Consider the following 22220-nt stretch of genomic DNA (forward strand, 5'->3'; position numbering starts at 1 on the left):
GGGGAACCCGGTTCCCCTTTTTTATATATCAAAGTTCCAAAGCCCAGGATCCCCGGTGGACATGGCAAGCGCCCCTGCTTCCAGTCCTTTAACAATATCCTCCTTGGAGCTTATGAGGCCACCTGCAATGATGGGCAGGTTGATCCGATGGGTGAGGTGATCAATAATATTAGGCATCAGCCCGGGCAAGACTTCAATGGCATCCGGGGCAAACGTCTCACAAATGCTGATTCCCTTTTTTAAGGCCGTATGGTCGATAAGAAACATACGTTGAATAACCATTAATTTCTCTTCCTTTGCAAATTTAATCAAGGAACTTTTTGTGGTAATAATGCCTGCGGGCTTCCACTTTTTAGCGATATACTTAATGGCGCTTTTCGTATTGGACAGGCCTTCAATAAAATCAATATGTATGAAAACACTTTTCTGAGCACATTTCAACCGGTGCAGGTGCTCTGTCATGTTCAATAGATTACCGGTTAACAGAAAAACGATATTGGATGTGCTGTTTATCGCTTTCTCAATATCGTCCTCTTCTTTTACAGACGCGATCACTTGTGACTGAACAAGGTCAACAATATTCATGTGAAGTGCAGCTCCTTATGCAAGTTTTAGGTACATTTACGAGGTATTCGATAGGACCATACCTTTTTCCTTGTTTTTAGAAGCACTCCTAAAGTAACAAAAGAAGTGCCGGGGGAAGCCGGCACTTCTTTTATTGCTCGATTAACAGTTCGGATAAACAAAGGAGAGGCTGTTGCCTGTCTCCTGTTATATCATTAACGTTCCGGCGAAGTCGGGGGAGCTGGAATGGATGAATTGGTTTCCCGAATGAGCTGGTCAACGGTTGCTTTTGCATCTGAATCAATCTCCAACTTGGCGTCCGATACCTCTTTGGTTACCTTTTCCTGGATACTCGATTTTGCTAGAGCGGTATTTTCGTTGGTCGCAGCCGTAATGGCCTTTTTGTATTCCTCGGCATAGCTGTTGATTTGTGCATTGCCATCCGCCACCGTTTTACTGTACGCATTGCCTACTTCCGTCTTTCCTCTCTGATATTCGCTTTTCACGTGGGCGTTCACTTCATCTTCCTTCTTTTCGGCGTTATCTGCCACTTGATACCCTGCCCATGCCGCCACTTTCCCAATCAGCGGGGCTACCCCCGCCTTTACATGATCCACAAAGCTGTCAGAGGCCGCTCCTGCAAACAAAGCCCCAGTTACCGTGAGTCCGATAACTGCTGCTGCTGCTTTCTTTTTGACTGACATTTCTAGATTCTCCTTCCGGCTTCCGCCACGTCGATGTATAGAAAAAGTACATCTGTACTCTATTCCTGTATTTATTGGCCGCTTTTCTGTATTTGTCCGGCGGCCACTGCATCTGCAGCTTGATCGATTTGCTTTTGTGCTTCTTCTATTTTTTCATTGGTGGATTGCCTAATTGCCTGCTTCGCTTTTGCTTCACTTCGTATTCTTTTTCTTTTAATAGATTGCTTTTTTTGTTCCTCATATTTCTTTACTTCTTTTTTGTAGCGCTCAAGCTCCAAATTTGCATAGGCAGACATCTCTTGATTCATCGCTATCGATTCATTTTGTACCGTTTGTTGCACGTCTGTGGAAGATTCTTCAATCACTTGTTTCATTTCGGGTTGCAGCCGGGCCAAAAGTTGACCGAGAATTTGCTGGGACTGATTGGAAAGGTAATCTTTTATGCTACTACTCTCGGCATAGGCGAATGTTCCGCATCCCGAGAGAATGAGAAATGAAAGAATAATAAGGAGTCTTGTTTTCAACGTTCTTTGCCGTTCTTTTCTCCGCTTTTCTTTTAAGCTTTCCAAAAGGCTTCCTCCTCTACACCAAAACAAATGGGACTTTTTACACATCACCACAAGTAATTTATCACAGTCGCAATACTCTTTTCTAGTATTTATTACCTATAAAAATGAAAAAATTTATAAATTTGCATAATTATGTATGTAAGCTTATAAGTACCCAACAGTAAAGAAACAGAACAGCCACCTATCGGCTGTTCTGTTTCACAGTAAGTTTCTATTTTTTTGGCTGAAGCGCTTCTTTAGTATATTCATTCTTCGCGTTCCATAGTAAATAGCCGTCAATGCCCAATTCTTTACCGGCGCGGATTTGATCTTTAACTTGCTGAGAGCCATATGTAATATGGCCATCCACCCAGGTCGCTGTAAAATCCTGATACCACGGCCTGATTTTTGCTGCATGCTTCTTTTGTTTTTCCAGTACTTTGTCCCTTTGGACCGCGGGCTGAAGGGCGCTCTTGATTAATTTGTAGGGCTCTGCATCAGGAACTTTGATGCCATAGTCCCCTGGTCCGTAATGAGATGGATATGTCATCGGGCTCAAGATATCGACAGCCTGTGTCAAAGACTCCCACTGCTGTCCAATTCCCGTATCTCCTTTCGCGCTTGTCGAAACCCCAAACACATCGGCAGACACATTGACTCCATAAGGCTTCAGTTCTTTTTTGGCATAGGTGAGAAAGTCGTGGATGTTCTGCGCTTTTGACTTCTTGTTCGGGTTATCGAATTTCACTTCCCGGTCAACCTTTGCTCCGTTATCCGGAAAGCGGACATAATCGAACTGAATCTCATCAAACCCGAGTTTGGCGGCTTCCTTTGCAACAGATGTGACATACTTCCAGTACTGTTCTTTATACGGGTCAACCCAAGGAATGCCGTCATTGTAATACAATCCGCCGCTTTTCTTCTTCATGGCGAATGCCGGCTTCTTTTTGGCCATGTATGGGTCTTTAAAGGTAACCACCCTGGCAATGGTATATATATCTTTGTCTTTCATGACCTTTAGCCGCTGCTTCATGTTTTTAATTGGCGGATGTTGATCAGAACCATATGAATTTACTTCTTTAACGTTTGAATCGTATGTAATTTCACCGCTATCCCCTTTTACATCTACTACAAGTGAATTGAGTTCCGTGTCGTCCACCAGCTTGATCAGCTCATTGAACTTGCTGTTCATGCCTGCTGCAGCACCTGATACGTATACGCCTTTAACCGTCATGTCCTTTGGCTTGGGAGCAGGCTTTGGTTTTGGTGCTTCGGCTTGTTTTTTCTCCTCCTCTTTTTTTCCTTGTGCTGATTTTTCCTGGTCTGCTTTCTTGTCTTCTTTTTCCTTAGCCGGTTGCTTGTTTGTCTCATCTCCTGCTGCATCTTGTGCATTGCAGCCGGCAATCCCTCCAAACAAAAGCACGCTTGCCAGCGAAATACTCGACCATAGTTTTCTCATCCAAAACCCTCCTGTGATGTCGTTATCTTGCAAGACTTCCATTAAAGTCTTCGAACAACGTTTGGCATTACGTTGTGTCTATACCCTCTTTTTTCATGATTAACCGTTATACAATTGGTTTTGCAAGGGAATAGTAAAGGGAAATAAGGACAATAAAAGCAGAAAATAATTTTTCCAGAGATCATGTTGAAAAGGTTGGTGTATCTATGAAAAAGGAAGAAGAGTTGCACCGCGGTTTGAAAAACCGGCACATCCAATTAATAGCCATAGGCGGTGCCATTGGCACTGGTCTGTTTTTGGGTGCAGGCAAGTCCATTCATCTGACAGGCCCGTCCATCATGATCAACTACGCGATGATTGGCATCATGCTTTTCTTCATGATGCGCGCATTGGGTGAAATGCTGCTGTATAATCCGACATCGGGTTCCTTTACACACTTTGCCGAATCCTTTATCGGTCCCTGGGCTGGTTTTATTACAGGCTGGACGTATTGGTTCTGCTGGATTGTGACCGGTATGGCAGAAATTACAGCGGTTGGTGTGTACGTAAAGTATTGGTTTCCTTCCATTCCTCAATGGCTGACAGCACTTGCTGTGGTTCTCATCTTACTGCTGATCAATATGTCGGCGGTCAAAGCGTTTGGAGAAATCGAGTTTTGGTTTGCCATTATTAAAATCATCACCATTATTGCATTGATTGTGATCGGTATTGTACTCATCGTCATGGGACATGAAAGCCATGGAACACAGGCTTCCTTTTCCAATCTTGTCAGTCATGGCGGATTTTTCCCAAATGGCGCTTCAGGTTTTGTTCTGGCCTTTCAGATGGCCCTTTTTGCATTTGTCGGAGTTGAACTTGTTGGGGTCACTGCCGGTGAAGCACAGGATCCGGATACCACGCTGCCTAGCGCGATCAACAATATTCCGGCCCGGATCCTTCTCTTTTATATCGGATCCCTGATTGTGATCATGTCGATCTATCCTTGGGATAAAATCAACCCGTCGAGCAGTCCATTTGTTTCGGTCTTCTCGCTGATTGGAATACCAGCTGCAGGTGGTGTCATTAACTTTGTGGTTATTACTTCTGCCATGTCATCCTGCAACAGCGGCTTATTCAGTACAGGGCGAATGTTGTATACACTGGCCAATGAAGGAAAGGCACCGAAGCGCCTGGCTTCCCTGAACGATAAAAAAGTACCGGCTGCTGCACTGATTGTATCTACCTTTTTCCTGTCATTTGGCGTACTGCTTAACTACTTATTGCCGGAAGATGTTTTTACCCTGGTTACGAGCATTGCGACCATCTGTTTTATCTGGGTATGGGGCATTATTCTGATCGCTCATCTTCGTTTCAGAAAGCAAAAACCCGAAGAGGCAGCAAAAAGCAAGTTCAAAATGCCGCTCGCTCCCTTTATCAATTGGATAGTCCTTTTGTTCTTTGCCTTTGTTGTAGTGGTGCTCGGGTTTGCAAAAGATACCCGGATCGCCTTGTTTGTCACTCCTGTCTGGTTTATCATCCTGTTCGTTGCTTACCTGTTAACCAAACGAAACAAGCCCAGCGCTTCCTGAAAAATGGAGGAACTGACATTAACCCGTCAGTTCCCTTTTTGATGCTAATCTAATGCTAGATACATATGAACAGGAAAATTTTCACTTTCCCTTTGAGCTCCTGGACCAGGCCATTAAAAAGTAAATTTACCCGATTGCATGAAAGTGGTATAATCGAAAAAGGAAACGTTCATTGTTCTTTGGTAACGATCAGCTGCCAGAAGTTCATGGCGTGCAAATCACATAGCGGGATGGATTGCTGGTATAAATAATGCTTAGCTATTAACCCACTGTAAAGGAATTTGTGTCAATCGGCACAGATTGTTTTATAGTGGGTTTTTTTAGTTTTAAGGAGGAAATTAGAGTGGAAAATACGTTAACCGTACAGATCAACGGTGTAACACAGCAAGTCAAAGAAGGAACAAGGGTACTCGATCACCTTTTGCAGCAGGGAGTAGAGCATCCTCATATTTGTTATACGGAAACGCTTGGACCGATCCAGACATGTGATACATGCATGTGCGAGATTGATGGAAAAGTAATGAGAGCCTGCTCCACCGAAATAAAAGAAGGGATGAACATTCTCACCTCTTCACCTGCAGCAAAAGAAGCGCAGAATGAGGCGATGGACCGTATCTTGGAGAATCACCTTCTCTACTGTACCGTATGCGACAACAACAATGGCAACTGCAAGGTCCATAACACCGCTGAATTGCTCGAGGTCGAACATCAGGAACGCCCATTCCGTGAAAAAGGTTATGAGGTGGATATGTCCCACCCTTTTTACCGCTATGACCCCAACCAGTGCATCCTTTGCGGAAAATGCGTGGAAGTCTGCCAGGACCTGCAGGTTAATGAAACACTGACCATTGATTGGGAGCGCAACATGCCACGCGTTATCTGGGATAATGACACATCGATCAATGAATCTTCCTGTGTTTCTTGTGGCCAGTGTGCCACTGTCTGCCCTTGCAATGCCTTGATGGAAAAATCCATGCTTGGAGAAGCGGGCTTTATGACCGGAATCAAACAGGACCTGCTCAACCCGATGGTCGACTTAATTAAAGAAGTAGAACCGGGCTATGGAAGTATCTTTGCCATTTCTGAAGTGGAAGCTGCAATGAGGGAAACACGTACGAAAAAAACCAAAACGGTCTGTACCTTCTGCGGCGTAGGTTGTTCGTTTGAAGTATGGACAAAAGGAAGAAAAATTTTAAAAATTGAACCAACGGAGGATGCCCCTGTTAACAGTATCTCCACATGTATTAAAGGTAAATTCGGCTGGGATTTCGTGAACAGCGACCAGCGCCTGACTCACCCGCTCATCCGTAAAGGCGATGAATTTGTCACAGCGACATGGGAGGAAGCACTCTCAGTAATTGGGGAAAAAATGGGCAGCATTAAACAGCAGTATGGCGGCAATGCCTTTGGATTTGTCAGTTCTTCGAAAACAACCAATGAAGAAGCTTATTTGATGCAAAAGCTGGCACGTCAAATCTTTGAAACCAACAATGTGGACAACTGCTCACGCTACTGCCAGTCTCCTGCGACCGACGGATTGCTTTCCACAGTCGGTTATGGCGGTGATTCCGGTACCATTAAAGATATAGAATGCGCCGGACTGGTTATCATTATCGGTGCAAATCCAACGGAGGGACACCCAGTTTTGGCCACCCGCGTCAAACGAGCGAAAAAATTGAACGGGCAAAAGCTGATCGTTTCTGATCTTCGCAAGCATGAAATGGCAGACCGTTCTGATTTATATCTTCACCCAAAACAAGGTTCCGACCTCGTATGGCTGGCAGCAGTAACCAAATACATCATCGACCAGGGATGGCATGACGAAGCGTTTATCCGAGAGCGGGTCAACCAGTATGACGAATATTTGGCAGTGCTTGAAAAGTATACTCTCGATTATGCGGAGGAAGTCACCGGCTTATCCAAAGAGCAGCTCATGGAAGCAGCCAAAATCATTCATGAAGCAGACGGCACATGTGTCCTTTGGGGAATGGGTGTCACTCAAAACATTGCCGGCTCTCATACTTCAGCAGCGATTGCCAACCTTCTTTTGGCAACCGGAAACTTTGGACGGCCCGGTGCAGGTGCCTATCCATTGCGCGGGCACAATAATGTTCAGGGTTCCTGTGACATGGGTACACTCCCGCAATGGCTTCCAGGCAATCAAAGACTGACAGATGCTGCGGCACGTGCCGTTTTTGAAGAAGCCTACGGTGTCTCCATTTCTCCCGAGGCCGGTCTCACTAACATTGAAATGCTTCAGGAAGTGGAAAAAGGCCGGTTGAAAGCCATGTACCTTATGGGTGAAGACATGGCGTGGGTGGATTCGAACTCCAATCATGTTCATGAAATGCTTGGCAAGCTCGACTTTTTTGTCGTGCAGGATGTATTTTTTACAAAAACGGCCCAATTTGCGGATGTGGTTCTTCCAGCTTCACCGTCTCTTGAAAAAGATGGAACCTTTACAAACACCGAACGCCGGGTTCAGCGACTGTACCAGGCACTTGAACCGTTGGAAAAATCCAAGCCGGACTGGTGGATCATTCAGCAGGTCGCCAAAGCAATGGGAGCTGACTGGAACTATTCTCACCCGAGTGAAATCATGGATGAAATCGCAAGTCTGGCTCCGATCTTTGCCGGAGTTTCGTATGATCGCCTCGAAGGATGGGACAGCCTCATCTGGCCGGTTCAAAAGGATGGCAGCGATGAGCCTCTTCTCTATACCGAGCGCTTCAACTTCCCGGACAACAAGGCCAGATTTTCTCTTGTCGATTATGTTCAGCCGGTTGATTATGAAAAAGAATTTGATTTAACTTTGAACAACGGCCGCCTGCTCGAACATTTCCATGAAGGAAACATGACCAATAAATCCAAGGGTATTCAATACAAGCTCCCGGAAGTATTTGTAGAGGTTTCACCTGAGCTCGCACGAGAACGCGGCGTGCAGGACGGGTCCACTGTCCGTTTGATATCGCCATACGGATTCATTAAACTGCGCTCCATCGTAACCGACCGGGTACAAGGCAACGAATTATATGTGCCGATGCATTCCGTCAGCCACGAAAATGCCATTAACATTCTGACCGGCAGTGTCGGTGATGTCAGGACCCAGACTCCAGCCTACAAACAGACGAAGGTGCGTATGGAAGTGATTAACGTCAAAGGGCGGACTCCGCTTCCTATGTACAATCCGCGTTATGCGGAGCGAAATCCGCAAGCCGGTGTTCAGGTTGAACGCAAATGGGCACGTGCTGATTATGAACCGATTGCCGATGTCAATATACCTGTAGGAGGTCAGAGATAATGGCACAGCCGATTACGAAAATTGTACATCCTGCCCGTACGGAAAAAGAACTGCAGGAACAAAGTCTGGAAGCGATTCTGACAGATTTGGCAAAAAGCGCAGAAGGAATCAGAGAAATGATCAAGCTGTTCAATGAATTGCACGAAAGTGGGATTCTTGGATCGGTAAACGGTCTTGTTGAAGCAAAAGAAAAAGTGGCGGGCATTGCTGTAGAGCAGTTGCTCCGCCCGCAAATTACCAATGCCATCAACAACATGATGGCCGCAGCTGGTGCTTTGTCAGATACCAATCCGGATATGACCAAAAAACTAATGGGTGCCATGGGCAACGGACTGGACAAAGCGGAAAAAGGACTGCAGGCCAAAGAAAAGGTAGGCGTTTTTGATTTGATGAAGGCACTGAAGGATCCTGACATCAACCGGGCCATAGGCTTTGGACTTAACCTTTTAAAAGGCGTTGGAGAAGGTTTGAAAGAATAATATGAGACACATAATGGGATGGAAAACATTGAGTAAAGGGTTTCAATATCTGTTAAATCTTTCTCTTGTCCTGCTGGCTTTCGCTTTGCTGTTTTTTCTGTTCCGCGAGCTTTTCTATATCATCAGCGACGCCCTGCATCAACAGACCAATGTGCATGTTATACTGGGAAAAGTATTGGTTTTCTTCCTCTACTTTGCCTTTATATCAATGATCGTGAAATATTTTAGTGAGAGCCATCATTTTCCCCTGAGCTACCTTTTATATATTGGCATTACTGCTAGCGTAAGGTTTATTATCGTGAACAACCAGAATCCGAAGGAAAACTTTTGGCTGTCGCTTGTCATCCTTGTGCTCACTTTCAGTTACCTGCTGATGATGCGTAGGGGAAAACCTTTCGGCGGTTAAAGGAGATGAAACAATGAGCAGAAATATGGAACATCAATTCAGTATGCTTGTACGTGAAATTCGAAAAGAATTTGTCGGCAACGGCCCTAAAGAAATCAGTACCCGCTTTATCGGTTCATGGGCGGTCAGTGAAATGAAGGGGAATCTCACAAATATCGAAAAGTTCATGATGAATTCTAAAGATGGCGAAAAAATGGTGCATGAAGCGCGGACTGAATTTGTTAAAAAAATCTACAACGACAAAGGCGTGCGCCAGAGGTTTGAAGAACTTATGGGCGCCAATATCGTTCGTATCTTTTCAGATATCGATATTGAAGCTGATATTGCCATGACCGTTTTTGTCTTTGATAAGCCGCTGCATTCAAAAGAGTGATGGTATTGTGAAATACCCGACATTTCAGATGCCATGCGAAAATAGACGGTTTACCGCCATTATCCAAGTTTCACCCGCCAAAGCAAGGTTATGTTAACCAACCACTTATCAAGCACGAAAAAAGAACTGATACCCGCATCGTATCAGTTCTTTTTTTGTTGTTAAGAACGAACCGAGCTATTCACCATCAGGATGTCATCAATTCGCTGAAGTTCTTCATCACTAAAGTCAAGATTATCAAGGGCTTTCACATTGTCTTCGATTTGGCTCACCTTACTGGCGCCAATTAGTGCAGAAGTCACTTTCCCGCCGCGAAGCACCCAGGCCAGCGCCATCTGTGGAAGGCTTTGGCCACGATTGGCTGCAATATCGTTCAATCGCTTTACTTTTTCAATAACCTCTGGTGTTACACTGTTTTCATCAAGGGCTCCACTAGATTTAGCCGCCCTTGAATCTTCTGGAACACCGTTTAAATACTTTGGTGTCAGCAATCCTTGAGCCAGTGGACAGAAGGCGATGGAACCGACACCATTTTCCTCCAGTACATCCTGCAAGCCGTCCTCAATCCAGCGGTTGAGCATGGAATAGCTCGGCTGATGGATTAAAAGAGGAGTTCCAAGGTCGTTCAGAATTCTGATTGCTTCTTCAGTCTGTTCCGGGCTGTAGCTGGAAATTCCCACATAAAGCGCTTTTCCCTGGCGGACAACCGCATCAAGCGCTGCCAGCGTTTCTTCAAGGGGCGTGTTTGGATCCGGACGGTGAGAATAGAAGATGTCCACATAGTCCAGCCCCATCCGCTTCAAGCTCTGATCAAGGCTGGCGGTCAAATATTTCTTGGAGCCCCACTCGCCATATGGCCCTGGCCACATATAATAACCGGCTTTGGTCGAAATAATCATCTCATCGCGATAGGGTGCAAAGTCCGTTTTCAGGATATTGCCAAACATTTCCTCTGCTGAACCGGCTGGAGGGCCATAATTGTTTGCCAGATCGAAATGGGTGATGCCTAAGTCAAATGCCCGTCTCAACATGCCACGGCCGTTTTCATACGAATCGACTCCGCCGAAATTATGCCACAGGCCCAGTGAGATGGCGGGGAGCTGAAGGCCTGAACGGCCGCTCCGGTTATATTTCATCGTCTCATAACGATTGTTGTCTGCACTGTATACCATTAAAAAAGCCTCCTCTGAATGGTTAGATTTCTTCTCCATTTGTGTGGACCACATTTTTATACCAGTAATACCTCTTCTTTTTTATGCCCCCCGAGGTCATGTTCCCCTTCATCATGCTGGTTTAGTAGACAAAACCATATCTATGTATTGTATTGGGAGTCACCCTCGGCTGTATCACCTTCTTTCATTTCATGATTCTCTTAATCTTGTACCTATTCAAATCGGGGAACTTGATCCGGATATAAGATAGCGCTTTCCATCTCTATTATAAGACTACCCCGATAAAATGAAAAATAGGGAGCATCGAAATGCTCCCTTAATGGATCTCACTTATCCTGTCTCGGAAGGAAGACGCTGAGAGTTATACAGCTTCCAATACCAGCCCCTTTTTCCAATCAGCTCTTCATGTGTGCCTTCTTCCACAATCCGCCCGTCATCAATATAGAGGATTCGGTCCGCATTTTGAATGGTGGAAAGGCGGTGGGCGATGACAAAGGACGTTCTCTCTGCCAGCAGGCGCTCCAGTCCTTTTTGAATCGCAAGCTCTGTTTCAGTATCAATGGATGAAGTCGCTTCATCCAAAATAAGAATTTTCGGGTCGGCAAGCAGTGCCCTCGCAAATGAAATAAGCTGCCTTTGGCCCGTGGAAAGCCTGGTTCCTCTTTCATTTACTTCTGTGTAATATCCATGCTGCAAACCACTTATGAAATCATGGGCCTGAACAGCCTTGGCCGCTTCCAATACTTCTTCATCCGTAGCATCGAGTCTGCCATACCGGATGTTCTCCATAATTGTTCCAGAAAAGATGAACGGATCCTGAAGCATGACGCCCATTTGTTTACGGAGTGAGGAAAGAGTCACACCCTGAATGTCCGTTCCATCGATTTTGATTCTGCCTAGCGTACAGTCGTAAAATCGGCTGATCAAACTGACAATTGTCGTTTTTCCAGAACCGGTTGCACCGACAAGAGCGACCGTTTCACCGGGATCGGCTTTAAATTGAACGTTCTTCAGTACTTGCTCTTTTTCTCCGTAACCGAAATCAACACTCTCAAACTCTACTTTTCCTTCAATGGTTTTCAAGACCTTTCCATCGGGATTATCTTTAACGGCCGGCTGTTCATCCATCATTTCAAATATCCGTTCCAAATACGCCATAGCATTTATGATGGCATTGTAAAAGTTCCCGATATTCGCAAGCGGCGTCCAAAACATCCAGATGTAGCCGATAAAGGCAATCAAAGCTCCCACTGTTACACTATGGCCGATCCAGGCGATCCCAAACACATAGATGACAGATACAGTCAGTACCGAAATGTTTTCAATTGAGGGCCATAACAGGAATTGAACGTACATTGCCTTCAGCCACGACTGTTTATAACCGGTTGAAACTCTGTGGAAAATTCGTTTGTTTTCTTGTTCACGTGTAAACGCCTGAGTCACCTTCATGCCGTTTATGCTTTCATGGATGTATGCGTTCATGTTGGACTGCTTGTTGCTCAGCGTCTGCCATGCTTTTCGTTGTGCCGTTTTAATAAAGAAGATAACCGCCGCAAGAACAGGAAATCCAGCCAGGGTAAGCAGCGTCAGCTTAACATCGATCGCGAGCATAAATCCGAAAATAACGGCCAGGCTGAATAGATCGGTAATCAACTGAATCAACCCATTGGATAACAGGTCACTTAATGAATTAACGTAGTTTACAACACGAACAAGAATTTTCCCGTGCGGACGGCTGTCATAAAAAGAGAACGACAAAGACTGCAAGTGCGAAAAGAGATCTTTGCGGATATTTTGAATAATGCTCTGGCCGATTTCGGCCATCATCCTTATCCGCCACTTCATGCAAATGCCCGATATCACCAATGCGGCTAGAAAGACACCGGAAAGCAGGGTAAGACCTGTAATGTTCTTGTCCGGAATTTCACTATCGATTGCGTGTTTGATGATAAAGGGGCCAATCAGATTGGCCCCGCTGGCGATCAGCATAATCAGCACGGTCAAAATCATTTTCTTTTTGTATGGCCGGATATACACGGTCAAGCGCTTTAAATGTTTGAGATTAAACGGTGTTTCCAATTCTTCATCCACATTAAACGTATTGCGTGCCATCTATATCACTTCCTCACCAAGCGGTGTCAGATCAAAATTGCCCAGCTGGTTGTTGTAGACATGCCAGTAATATCCTTTTCTTTTCATCAAATCAGCGTGTTTCCCTCTTTCGATAATGCACCCTCCCTGCATCACCAGGATCATGTCGGCATCCTTTACCGATGAAATCCGGTGCGCAATGATAAAACAAGTTTTGTCCTTAAGAATAGATTTCAGCGTTTTTTGGATCTTGAACTCAGTTTCCATATCCACACTTGACGTGGTATCGTCCAAAATTAAAAGAGAAGGATTCCGCAACAGAGCACGGGCAAGAGCGATTCGCTGCTTTTGGCCGCCCGAGAGCCCCACGCCCCTTTCCCCGACCACTGTGTCATAGGCTAAAGGAAGCGACTCTATGAACCGGCTGGCTTCCGCCTTTTCCGCTGCATCATACACCTCGTCCATTGGTGCATCCGGATTTCCATAAGCGATATTTCCTTCGATGGTATCGGAAAAAAGAAAAATATCCTGCATAACCATCGCCATTTTTTCCCGCAGCTGATGAATGTTCCAATCCTTGATGTTGATGCCATCCACTCGGATCTCCCCTGCATCAACCTCATAAAAGCGGCCAAGAAGGTCAACCAGTGTTGATTTACCGGCACCTGTAGGACCGATAATGCCGATGGTTTCGCCAGCATGGGCCTGAAGTGTGATGTCACGAAGAACCGGGCCGTCTCCATAACTGAAATGAACATGATCAAATTCAAGAACGTTATTCGACGGCTGTACAGCCCTTTCTTCTGTTACCGATTTGATCTGTGGTTCTGTTTCCAGTAGCTCTTCCACTTTTTCGGCCGATGAGATAAACCGCTGCACATCATTGATCAGCCATCCAGCCAGCCTCATTGGATTGTTCAATGCCCAGATGAGAGAGTTAAAGGTTACAAGCTCTCCCAGGGAAAGGGATCCACGGATGACCATGATACCCCCGGCCAAGGTCATAACAACGGTCAATACACCTGCCAGCGAATCCAGTACCGGCAAATACTTTCCCCAAACTTGGGACGACATCAGATTCTTCTCTTTAAAGGCCTTGTTCTCAGCAGAAAACTTTTTAATCTCATACTCTTCTTTGGCAAAGGCTTTTACCACCCGGTTGCCTGAAATATTTTCCTGTACAACAGAATTCAGCCGGGCAAACTGGTTTCGTATCTCGGCAAAGGTTGGCCGTACATCTTTTGTCAGCCTGTAGGCAAAAAAACCAATGGCCGGTGTGATCGCCAGCATAGCCAGCGCCAAAGGCGGATGAATGTAGAACATGAAACAGAGAGCAGACAGCAGAATGGCCAGGTTTTCAACAACCATGTAAATGGTCCATGCGGCAAAATGCCGGACAGCCTCCAGATCACTTGTCATCCTCGCCATAATATCACCTGTTTTCGTCCGGTCATAAAAACCCGGTTCCAACTGGTTCAGATGGTCATACAGCTTCTCTCTCATCGTAAAAATCACGTTCTGTGACAGGTTTTCAAACAACATCTGGTACCCGTAGCGGACACCTGTGCGAATAAGCGTGGAGCCGATCATGATGGCCAGCAGCTGCAAGAGCAGCCCATTCTGATTTCCATAAATGACCCGGTCCACAATTTTGCCCGCCACATAGGGATTGATCAGGTTCATGCACGCAACTGCCAGCACGAGCAGCAGCCCCAAAGCCAATCGTTTGCGATAAGGCAGCAGGTTTCCCCAAATCCAGCGCAAGCTATGCAAATTTCTCCTACCTCCACTTCTATTGACGCTTGTGTTTGTTTTAACCGACCGTAATATTCTATAGAAGAAAAAAACAAATATTACTTTTTCATGTAAAAAGAAATAAATTGTGAATGGTTTACCAATTATCGAGAAAGACGATATTTCCAGGTTTTTTATTAAAAATGATCGGGTTTTCAGGTATAATTGTTCAGAACAAAAAAGTTCAGTTTATTTAACGATGGAACAGACAAACAGTCAATGAAATTGGGATAGATGAGGGGTTGCGATGACAAACGCTATTATTCAATTTAAACAGGTTACCAAACAATACGATAATGATCCGGCTGTGCTGGATCAAGTAAGTTTTGAAATTGAACGTGGAAAGTTTTACACCCTGCTAGGCCCGTCAGGATGCGGGAAAACGACCATTCTTCGCCTGATTGCCGGATTTACGGAAGCCACAAAGGGAGACATCTTTTTTAATGGCAAAAAAATCAATGATGTTCCGGCCAATAAACGTCAAGTGAACACAGTCTTTCAGGATTATGCTCTTTTTCCTCACCTGAATGTATTTGAAAATGTAGCTTTTGGGCTGCGCATTAAAAAAATGAAGAATGCTGATATTCAACAAAAGGTTAAGGAAGCATTGAGTTTCGTAAACCTGGAAGGTTATGAAACTCGCGAAATCCGTGAAATGTCCGGCGGCCAGCGGCAGCGTGTGGCCATTGCGAGGGCCATCGTCAATGAGCCTGAAGTGATTTTGCTCGACGAGCCTCTTTCTGCTCTTGACTTAAAGCTGCGGACAGAGATGCAGTATGAGCTTCGTGAACTGCAGCGGCGGCTGGGCATCACCTTTATTTTCGTTACTCATGACCAGGAAGAAGCCCTTGCCATGTCTGACGAGATTTTCGTCTTGAACAAAGGAATCATCCAGCAAAGCGGCACTCCGATCGATATTTATGACGAACCCATTAACCGCTTTGTTGCTGACTTTATCGGAGAATCCAACATTGTCGAAGGAAAAATGATCAAAGATTACCTTGTGGAATTCGTCGGCGGCCAATTTGAGTGCGTGGACAGAGGCCTCAATCCGAATGAATCCGTGGACATCGTTATCCGTCCGGAAGATTTGGAAATCACTACGCTTGAACGCGGAAAACTTCAAGTAAGGGTAGATTCCCAGCTGTTCCGTGGCGTTCACTATGAAATCAGCTGCTATGACAAAGACGGCAACGAATGGCTTGTCCATTCCACCAAGAAAGCGGCAGTCGGTGATGAGATTGGATTGTACTTTGATCCGGAGGCGATTCACGTAATGCGGTTCGGGGAAACAGAAGCCGATTTTGACCGGCGTCTAGAAGCCTACTCTGCGGGAGATGCTCATGAACAATAAAGTAACCCGCAATTTGTACCTGTTTCCGTACGCCCTTTGGATTGTTCTGTTTGTAGTGGCTCCGCTGCTGCTCGTTCTTTATTATTCATTTTTTGATATCGAAGGACATTTTTCACTGGTCAACTACAAGACGTTCTTCACTCCGGTCTATTTAAAAATGACCCTGAGTTCCTTCTGGTATGCGTTTTTGATTACGGTTATTTCATTAATCATTGCGTACCCCACGGCCTACTTGCTGACAAAAACCATACATAAGCAGCTTTGGCTACTGCTGATTATTGTGCCGTCGTGGATTAACCTTCTTCTGAAGGCTTATGCGTTTCTCGGTATTTTTGGCACAAAAGGCATTGCGAACAGCTTTTTGGAAGCCGTCGGCATTGGTGCCAAGCAAATTTTGTTTACCGATTTCAGCTTTGTTTTTGTATCGGTCTATATTTTTATTCCATTTATGATCCTGCCAATTTTCAATGCGCTGAATGAGCTGAATCCGACGCTGCTGGACGCGGCAAATGATTTGGGTGCATCCAAATGGATCACCTTCCGCCGAGTCATTTTCCCGCTGACGATTGACGGTGTAAAGGCAGGCTGCCAGGTCGTTTTTATACCGGCCTTGTCTCTGTTCATGCTGACGCGCTTGATCGCGGGAAACCGTGTCATCACACTTGGAACAGCCATTGAACAGCAGTTTCTCGTAACACAGGACTGGGGCATGGGCTCCACCATCGCTGTGTTCTTAATTCTTATCATGTTTCTGATCATCAGCCTGACCGGGAACCGAAAGCGTGGTGTATAAATTGGATCAAAGAATCACACCTTTATCACGAATATTTCTTGTGCTCATCTTTTTTATCCTTTATGCACCGATTTTCTTTCTTGTGTTTTATTCATTTAACAGCGGCGGAACCATGTATAACTTTAAAAGTTTTACACTCGACTGGTACAGGGAACTGTTCCAGGATTCCAGGCTGCTGATCATTGTACTGAATACCCTGGTCATCGCACTCGTTTCTTCGCTGTTTGCAACGATCATTGGTACACTCGGTGCTCTGGGTATCCACAGCATCCGCAAGCGTCAGACAAAGAATACGCTTCTCTCGCTCAACAATGTGCTGATCGTGAGTCCGGATGTTATTATTGGCGCGTCCTTTCTCATTCTGTTTACGATGGCAGGGATTAAATTGGGGATGTATTCGGTGCTTCTTTCGCATATCGCGTTCAGTATACCGATTGTGGTGCTTATGGTATTGCCGAAGTTGTCTGAAATGAGCCCCACTTTGATTGATGCGGCAAGGGATCTGGGCGCAAGCCAGTGGAACGTGCTGACAAAGGTTGTGCTTCCATTCATTACACCTGGAATCTTTGCAGGGTTTTTCATGGCATTAACCTATTCACTCGATGATTTTGCTGTTACTTTTTTCGTGACCGGAAATGGCTTTACCACCCTTTCCGTCGAGATCTACTCGCTTGCACGCCGAGGAATATCGCTTAATGTCAATGCTCTGTCCGCCCTTCTGTTTTTATTTACACTTGTGCTCGTCGTTGTGTATTACTTTATTTCACAGCGCAACCGGCCGGGAAGATGGGGGGTTAAAAAATGAGCAGCCTTCTCCGCTTTTTTCTGGGTATCATTCTTGTTTCTGCCGTTTTCTTTTATACACTGTCTGAGCTTAATTCATCACAGGGTTATTCCGGCAAAAACACACTCACCATCTATAACTGGGGAGATTATATTGACACGGACTTGATTAAACGCTTTGAAAAAGAGACCGGCATTAAGGTCATCTATGAAACCTTTGACTCCAATGAAGCGATGCTGACCAAAATTGAGCAAGGCGGAACAACGTACGATATTGCTGTTCCATCTGAATATATGATCGATAAAATGCGGAAGGAGCATCTCCTGATTCCACTGGACCACTCCAAGCTTCCGAATCTGAAAAATATTGATCCGCGTTTTATGGACCTTCCGTTTGATGAAAACAACAAATATTCCGTACCTTATTTCTGGGGAACCGTCGGAATCGTCTACAATCCGAAAATGCTGAACGGCAAAAAAATCAACAGTTGGAATGACTTGTGGGATCCTGATTTGAGGAATAAAATTCTGCTGGTTGACGGCGCCCGCGAGATCATGGGGATGGGGCTGAACAGTCTTGGTTATTCCCTGAATGACACGAACCACGCCCACCTTCAGGAAGCGAAACGAAAGCTGGATACCTTAACGCCGAACATTAAGGCCATCGTCGGCGATGAAATCCGCCTGCTGCTTCAGAATGAGGAAGCTTCCATTGGTATCGTATGGTCGGGTGTTGCCTCCGAAATCATGAGTGAGAACGAGGACCTTGAATATGTCGTACCAGTAGAAGGTTCGAATCTCTGGTTTGACAACATGGTCATTCCAAAGACAGCAAAGAACAAAGAAGCTGCACTTAAATTCATGAACTTTATGCTCGATCCGAAAGTAGCGGCACAAAATGCGGAATACGTGAACTATTCCACACCAAATAAAAAAGCCCTGGCATACATGCCGAAAGAAACAGTCAACGATGAGCGCTTTTACCCGTCTCCCAAACTGACGGAAAAACTTGAGGTGTATGAAAACCTCGGTAAAAAGAATTTAGCGTATTACAATGAGCTCTTCTTAGAATTTAAAATGCACAGGAAGTAAAAAAAGAGGGACTGCAGCCAGGCTGCTCCCTCTCTTTTTTGCTTTAAAACAGACTCAATACCTGGTGCAATTTGTCCGAGAACTTCTTTGGATGCACGCTGCTTCCCAAATGATTGCCGGGGAAATCGATCACTGGTGTTCCGAGCTTTCCGGCAAGCCCTTGTGCATATTGATACGGAATGTAACCCCTTGATTCTTCCCCACCGGCTGCAATGATCAGCCCTGGTTTGTCATATAATGCCACTTTTAATTTTCCTTCATCCATCGAATAGTTTCGTATGCCCGGAACTTCCTTCTTTATAAAATACTGAATGTTCCCCATTAACCGCTCCATGTTGCGGGGCGGCCTTGGCGGACCTTCTCCTGTCATTTTCAACCCCATCTTTTCCCCAAAGTCAGCCATAGCTGAAAGCCCGTTCCTGTTGTATCCTTCCTCAAGCTGGATTAGGCTGTCCATCGCAGCGGTCCTATCCTCTCCAGACAAAAGGAGGGGAAGCGGCGGCTCATGCGCAACCATCATACGTATTTGTTCAGGATACCGAATGGCAAGGTCCAGACCGACCACTGCTCCTGTACTTGCACCAAAAACATAAACTGGTTCCTCTGTAAGGTGTTCCAACAGGTACTGGGCATCATCCCCGTGAGTTTGGACACGATAGTGTTCATCAGGGTTTTCGGGCAGACTCCTGGAATGCCCCCGCCGGTCGTAGGTGATCACCGTATACCGGTCAGAAAGAAGAGTGGCCATCGGAAAAGACTGGGCATCGCCATTGCCTCCATGAACCATAAGAAGCACTGGACCCGAGCCTTGCACCTCATAATAGAGTTGTGCTCCAGGAACCTTAAGCGTTCCTTCTTTTACAGCATCCATTTGTCTCGCTCCTTTTCCTCAATAGTGCTCCTGTTTTTCTGCATATTGTTCCAATTCCTTTCGCTTTTTCACTTCCTTCGGAAGAATTTCCTCCGAAACTTGGACCAGCCGTTACTGCCATGCTGCATGACACTCCTATTGGAACAAAATATCATTTTGTTTCAACAAAGATACGTATTTCGATTCAAAAAAGATTAATCCTTCAAAAAATAAAGCAAGCCTCTTTAACAGAGACTTGCTCATTCATTACTTGCTATAAACAGCGTTGGAAAGCAAGCGGAACAGATAATCGGTATGATCCCGGAAACCTGCTTCAATTCCCATCAGGGTCACATCTTTGGACTGGTCCTTGATGATAACCGGTTGTCCTTGAGCGGCTTGGCGATTTTTCCAATGACCGGCCACAAAGAAATCGGAATTGTTTTTAAAGGCTGCCACTGTATCATAGCCATCAGTGTTGGAATACCATACTGGGCCATATACGAAGCCATAATCACTTGTTTTATAACCTTGTGTCAACGGATGGTTCTTATAGTCCACTTGTACAATACCATTAGAATCACCATTACCTTTGTTGATGGTTACGTTTGTCAGTCCAAGCGTTTTTGCCGCACTGGCTGCTCCGGCTCCGACTGCGATATATTTTCCTCCGCCATTTACAAATTCGGTAATCTTCTTTTTGAAGGATTCGAACTGTGCTTCGTTTTCCAAACCAAACTCGGCATTGGCTTTGCTATTTTTGTAGGAAATCAGATTGGATGTTCCACTGTAGAAAAAGACATCGGTATTGCCAAGTCCTCGACTGGCAAGCTCGCTTGGTGTAAATTCTTTTACGTTGAAGCCCAGTCGTTCAAGAGCCAGCTTTGTTCCTGAATGCGACTGTGCCTTGTTCATCCCGCCATCTTTTAAAATGGCAACATTCACCGATTGCATTTTTTTCGCACCCGCTGGAATCTTGGCACTCTTGATCGTCAGCCCGGAATAACGGACAAGTCTCACAGCATCAAGGGTGATTTTGCTATTAAGGTAGAAATCACCCTTTTCATCACGCTTGACCGCATATCCGTTGTTCACCAATTTATTGGCAAGCTCGACCGCCTTCACAGATGTATTCGGAATCTTGTATGGGCCTGTCCCTACTAGATGACCGTGATCGCCGGCTTCTTTTACCGGAGCAAGAGAAAAAGTTGCGCTGCTGTCGGCCGGTACTTGAATCGCATCAAAGCCCCAAAGCTCAGGCAGGCTCCATGCCGAAATATCGTACATGGCCGGTGTATCATTCGTGATATCTTCCCCATCCCAGAGCATGGTGTTGGCCAAGCCTGCTTTTGCCTGGCTCATATTCACCACATACGTTCCTGCTGGATACGTTTTTCCGTTGAAGGTGAATGGCTTGACGGATTTGCTTACGTCAATGTCATTCTTAATCAAGTGGTTGACCGCTTTTTCTGTCGCTGTTGAATCGTGTGGATCTGAAGGCAAAATATAGGCTTTCGGGAAAAATCCTTTTTTGTGGAAAGGATGGTCAAAATTAATGCCGCGCTTGAACACCTCGATCTGATCCTTCACCATTCCCGTTTTATTCTGCGCTGCATAATTCAGTGCACCCATAACCGCATCATAATGCCACTTTACACCATCCCAGTCATTGGTCGGTGTTTCCAATGTATAGCCATAGGAACCGTGATACATGGCGTACATCGGGGTGAAAATCGGAGGATAATCATCCCAGCCTGCTGTATCATCACGCTGTGGTATGTACGCACCCGTCATGTTCTGGTAATCTACCTTTGAAGTAGAGGTATTGGTGTTTTGATAGTCGCTTCGGTTGCTGACAATTTCAGCTTCCATGGCTTCCGCCTGATTCATGGACCATTTGGAGAACAAATCATATTCATAGTTCGGGTTATGGGGCGGTGTGCATGGTTCAATCAATCCTGGATGCCCAGGCCCTCCATATGCTTTTACATAACCATGCAGATCCAGGAACACCATTGGGTTCCATTCCGTGATGAGCGACACCATTTGCTGTGTTTCCGGCTGTGATTGGGTGATGAAATCACGGTTCAAATCGATGCCATTGCCATTAAAACGAGTAGCATTCACGCGCCCATCCGGATTCGCCACCACATTAAAAATTAATATTTGCGAGCTGAGGATTTTTTTAGTTTCTGCATCATTCTCTTTCGCAAATCGCTCGATCAGCTGAAGCACGGCATCCGATCCCGAAAACTCTGTTCCATGAATGGAACCGTTGATCATGACCGGCACCTTTACATCGGGATGCTTCTCAATAAATTTCTGTGCCTTTTCGGGATTCTTAAACATTTGCTTTCTCAGTTTCTTGTAATATCCCATTTTTCCATTAGCGGACGGCTCTGCAATCGTCACGACATACATATCCTTGCCATCCGCTGATTTCCCCTGTTTTTCAACCTTTACACGCGGACTTTGTTTTTGAATGTCCATCAGCTTCTGTCCGATTTTGCTGTATTTCACAAAATCATAGTTTTCACTGTTAAACAGGCTGCCATCTTTCTCATCTTGCGTTTCATAAACGTTGACATTATGCCATTGATTCTGTGCTTTGGCCGGTGACTCCGCCAGCGCCGCATACGGTGCAGCCAGAATGCTGAGCCCGATTAATCCCGCGGCCGCCTTCTTCTTTAATCCCATCAACCCATCTCCTTTTTCTTTTTTGTGGAAAACTATTACAATATTCATAGTATCGCATGAATATTCAAATTCACATCGTAACAAAGTACTAATTATTTATTTTAAATAGGATTAAACAACTTAACCTAAAAGGATATTCTCATTCTATTTTACTATCAGAGACACATACGAAAATATGAATATACATGTATT

General features: G+C 45.2%; 18 protein-coding genes. 9 read left to right on the forward strand and 9 right to left on the reverse strand.

Annotated elements, in window-relative coordinates:
- Positions 1-21: 21 nt before the first annotated feature.
- From BLT53_RS12145 to BLT53_RS12160, 4 genes are all read right to left on the reverse strand, one after another.
- Positions 22-585, reverse strand: a complete 564-nt coding sequence (locus BLT53_RS12145) for a glycerol-3-phosphate responsive antiterminator (RefSeq protein WP_090235181.1) — start codon at positions 583-585, stop codon at positions 22-24.
- A 194-nt stretch (positions 586-779) separates the two neighbouring features.
- On the reverse strand, positions 780-1268 hold the full coding sequence (locus BLT53_RS12150) for a hypothetical protein (protein ID WP_090235182.1): 489 nt from the start codon (positions 1266-1268) through the stop codon (positions 780-782).
- 71 nt (positions 1269-1339) lie between these two features.
- Positions 1340-1837, reverse strand: a complete 498-nt coding sequence (locus BLT53_RS12155) for a hypothetical protein (protein ID WP_090235184.1) — start codon at positions 1835-1837, stop codon at positions 1340-1342.
- A 211-nt stretch (positions 1838-2048) separates the two neighbouring features.
- The gene (locus BLT53_RS12160) at positions 2049-3275 is read right to left on the reverse strand and encodes a putative glycoside hydrolase (RefSeq protein WP_244520401.1); all 1227 of its coding nucleotides are present in this window, start codon (positions 3273-3275) and stop codon (positions 2049-2051) included.
- A 206-nt stretch (positions 3276-3481) separates the two neighbouring features.
- On the opposite strand from BLT53_RS12160, the gene BLT53_RS12165 reads away from it, so the two are divergent.
- The 5 genes from BLT53_RS12165 (at position 3482) to BLT53_RS12185 (ending at position 9402) form a co-directional block, all read left to right on the forward strand.
- Positions 3482-4843, forward strand: a complete 1362-nt coding sequence (locus BLT53_RS12165; RefSeq protein ID WP_090235185.1) for an amino acid permease — start codon at positions 3482-3484, stop codon at positions 4841-4843.
- 343 nt (positions 4844-5186) lie between these two features.
- Complete coding sequence (gene fdhF / locus BLT53_RS12170; RefSeq protein ID WP_090235187.1) at positions 5187-8144, forward strand: formate dehydrogenase subunit alpha; 2958 nt, start codon at positions 5187-5189, stop codon at positions 8142-8144.
- A complete protein-coding gene (locus BLT53_RS12175; protein WP_090235189.1) occupies positions 8144-8623 on the forward strand; it encodes a helical membrane plugin domain-containing protein in 480 nt (159 codons plus the stop codon). Before fdhF ends, BLT53_RS12175 begins: the two co-directional genes overlap by 1 nt.
- A 28-nt stretch (positions 8624-8651) precedes the next feature.
- Entirely contained in the window at positions 8652-9029 is a 378-nt protein-coding gene (locus BLT53_RS12180; protein ID WP_342027856.1) for a phosphate-starvation-inducible protein PsiE, read from the forward strand.
- A gap of 13 nt (positions 9030-9042) precedes the next feature.
- Complete coding sequence (locus BLT53_RS12185; protein ID WP_090235191.1) at positions 9043-9402, forward strand: Na-translocating system protein MpsC family protein; 360 nt, start codon at positions 9043-9045, stop codon at positions 9400-9402.
- 161 nt (positions 9403-9563) lie between these two features.
- Here the strand turns inward: BLT53_RS12185 and mgrA are convergent, their stop codons facing one another.
- The 3 genes from mgrA to BLT53_RS12200 all read right to left on the reverse strand — a co-directional run bounded on the left by mgrA (position 9564) and on the right by BLT53_RS12200 (position 14438).
- The gene (gene mgrA / locus BLT53_RS12190; RefSeq protein WP_090235192.1) at positions 9564-10574 is read right to left on the reverse strand and encodes an L-glyceraldehyde 3-phosphate reductase; all 1011 of its coding nucleotides are present in this window, start codon (positions 10572-10574) and stop codon (positions 9564-9566) included.
- 330 nt (positions 10575-10904) lie between these two features.
- Positions 10905-12686: an ABC transporter ATP-binding protein gene (locus BLT53_RS12195; RefSeq protein ID WP_090235194.1), complete on the reverse strand. Its 1782-nt coding sequence runs from the start codon at positions 12684-12686 to the stop codon at positions 10905-10907.
- Positions 12687-14438: an ABC transporter ATP-binding protein gene (locus BLT53_RS12200; RefSeq protein WP_090235195.1), complete on the reverse strand. Its 1752-nt coding sequence runs from the start codon at positions 14436-14438 to the stop codon at positions 12687-12689. It lies immediately after the preceding gene.
- A 268-nt stretch (positions 14439-14706) separates the two neighbouring features.
- Here BLT53_RS12200 and BLT53_RS12205 point away from each other — a divergent pair, with 268 nt between their 5' ends.
- The 4 genes from BLT53_RS12205 to BLT53_RS12220 are packed head-to-tail and all read left to right on the forward strand — an operon-like array spanning position 14707 to position 18481.
- On the forward strand, positions 14707-15813 hold the full coding sequence (locus tag BLT53_RS12205) for an ABC transporter ATP-binding protein (RefSeq protein WP_090235197.1): 1107 nt from the start codon (positions 14707-14709) through the stop codon (positions 15811-15813).
- Positions 15803-16606, forward strand: a complete 804-nt coding sequence (locus tag BLT53_RS12210) for an ABC transporter permease (RefSeq protein WP_090235199.1) — start codon at positions 15803-15805, stop codon at positions 16604-16606. The genes BLT53_RS12205 and BLT53_RS12210 overlap by 11 nt, the downstream gene beginning before the upstream one ends.
- 1 nt (position 16607) lies before the next feature.
- A complete protein-coding gene (locus BLT53_RS12215) occupies positions 16608-17411 on the forward strand; it encodes an ABC transporter permease (protein WP_090236859.1) in 804 nt (267 codons plus the stop codon).
- Entirely contained in the window at positions 17408-18481 is a 1074-nt protein-coding gene (locus tag BLT53_RS12220) for an ABC transporter substrate-binding protein (RefSeq protein ID WP_090235201.1), read from the forward strand. The genes BLT53_RS12215 and BLT53_RS12220 overlap by 4 nt, the downstream gene beginning before the upstream one ends.
- A gap of 43 nt (positions 18482-18524) precedes the next feature.
- On the opposite strand, the gene BLT53_RS12225 is transcribed toward BLT53_RS12220, so the two are convergent.
- Together BLT53_RS12225 and BLT53_RS12230 are read right to left on the reverse strand one after the other, a co-directional pair.
- A complete protein-coding gene (locus BLT53_RS12225) occupies positions 18525-19352 on the reverse strand; it encodes an alpha/beta hydrolase (RefSeq protein WP_090235202.1) in 828 nt (275 codons plus the stop codon).
- 246 nt (positions 19353-19598) lie between these two features.
- Complete coding sequence (locus BLT53_RS12230; protein ID WP_090235204.1) at positions 19599-22028, reverse strand: M14 family zinc carboxypeptidase; 2430 nt, start codon at positions 22026-22028, stop codon at positions 19599-19601.
- Positions 22029-22220: the final 192 nt, after the last annotated feature.

The organism is Fictibacillus solisalsi, from assembly GCF_900103485.1.
Classification (GTDB): Bacteria; Bacillota; Bacilli; order Bacillales; family Fictibacillaceae; genus Fictibacillus_C; species Fictibacillus_C solisalsi.

Bases quoted from the DNA above. Each gene is read 5' to 3' on its own strand.
- BLT53_RS12145 (WP_090235181.1), bottom strand. From the start codon at position 585: ATGAATATTGTTGACCTTGTTCAGTCACAAGTGATCGCGTCTGTAAAA.
- BLT53_RS12150 (WP_090235182.1), bottom strand. From the start codon at position 1,268: ATGTCAGTCAAAAAGAAAGCAGCAGCAGCAGTTATCGGACTCACGGTA.
- BLT53_RS12160 (WP_244520401.1), bottom strand. From the start codon at position 3,275: ATGAGAAAACTATGGTCGAGTATTTCGCTGGCAAGCGTGCTTTTGTTT.
- BLT53_RS12165 (WP_090235185.1), top strand. From the start codon at position 3,482: ATGAAAAAGGAAGAAGAGTTGCACCGCGGTTTGAAAAACCGGCACATC.
- BLT53_RS12175 (WP_090235189.1), top strand. From the start codon at position 8,144: ATGGCACAGCCGATTACGAAAATTGTACATCCTGCCCGTACGGAAAAA.
- BLT53_RS12185 (WP_090235191.1), top strand. From the start codon at position 9,043: ATGAGCAGAAATATGGAACATCAATTCAGTATGCTTGTACGTGAAATT.
- mgrA (WP_090235192.1), bottom strand. From the start codon at position 10,574: ATGGTATACAGTGCAGACAACAATCGTTATGAGACGATGAAATATAAC.
- BLT53_RS12195 (WP_090235194.1), bottom strand. From the start codon at position 12,686: ATGGCACGCAATACGTTTAATGTGGATGAAGAATTGGAAACACCGTTT.
- BLT53_RS12205 (WP_090235197.1), top strand. From the start codon at position 14,707: ATGACAAACGCTATTATTCAATTTAAACAGGTTACCAAACAATACGAT.
- BLT53_RS12210 (WP_090235199.1), top strand. From the start codon at position 15,803: ATGAACAATAAAGTAACCCGCAATTTGTACCTGTTTCCGTACGCCCTT.
- BLT53_RS12220 (WP_090235201.1), top strand. From the start codon at position 17,408: ATGAGCAGCCTTCTCCGCTTTTTTCTGGGTATCATTCTTGTTTCTGCC.
- BLT53_RS12225 (WP_090235202.1), bottom strand. From the start codon at position 19,352: ATGGATGCTGTAAAAGAAGGAACGCTTAAGGTTCCTGGAGCACAACTC.
- BLT53_RS12230 (WP_090235204.1), bottom strand. From the start codon at position 22,028: ATGGGATTAAAGAAGAAGGCGGCCGCGGGATTAATCGGGCTCAGCATT.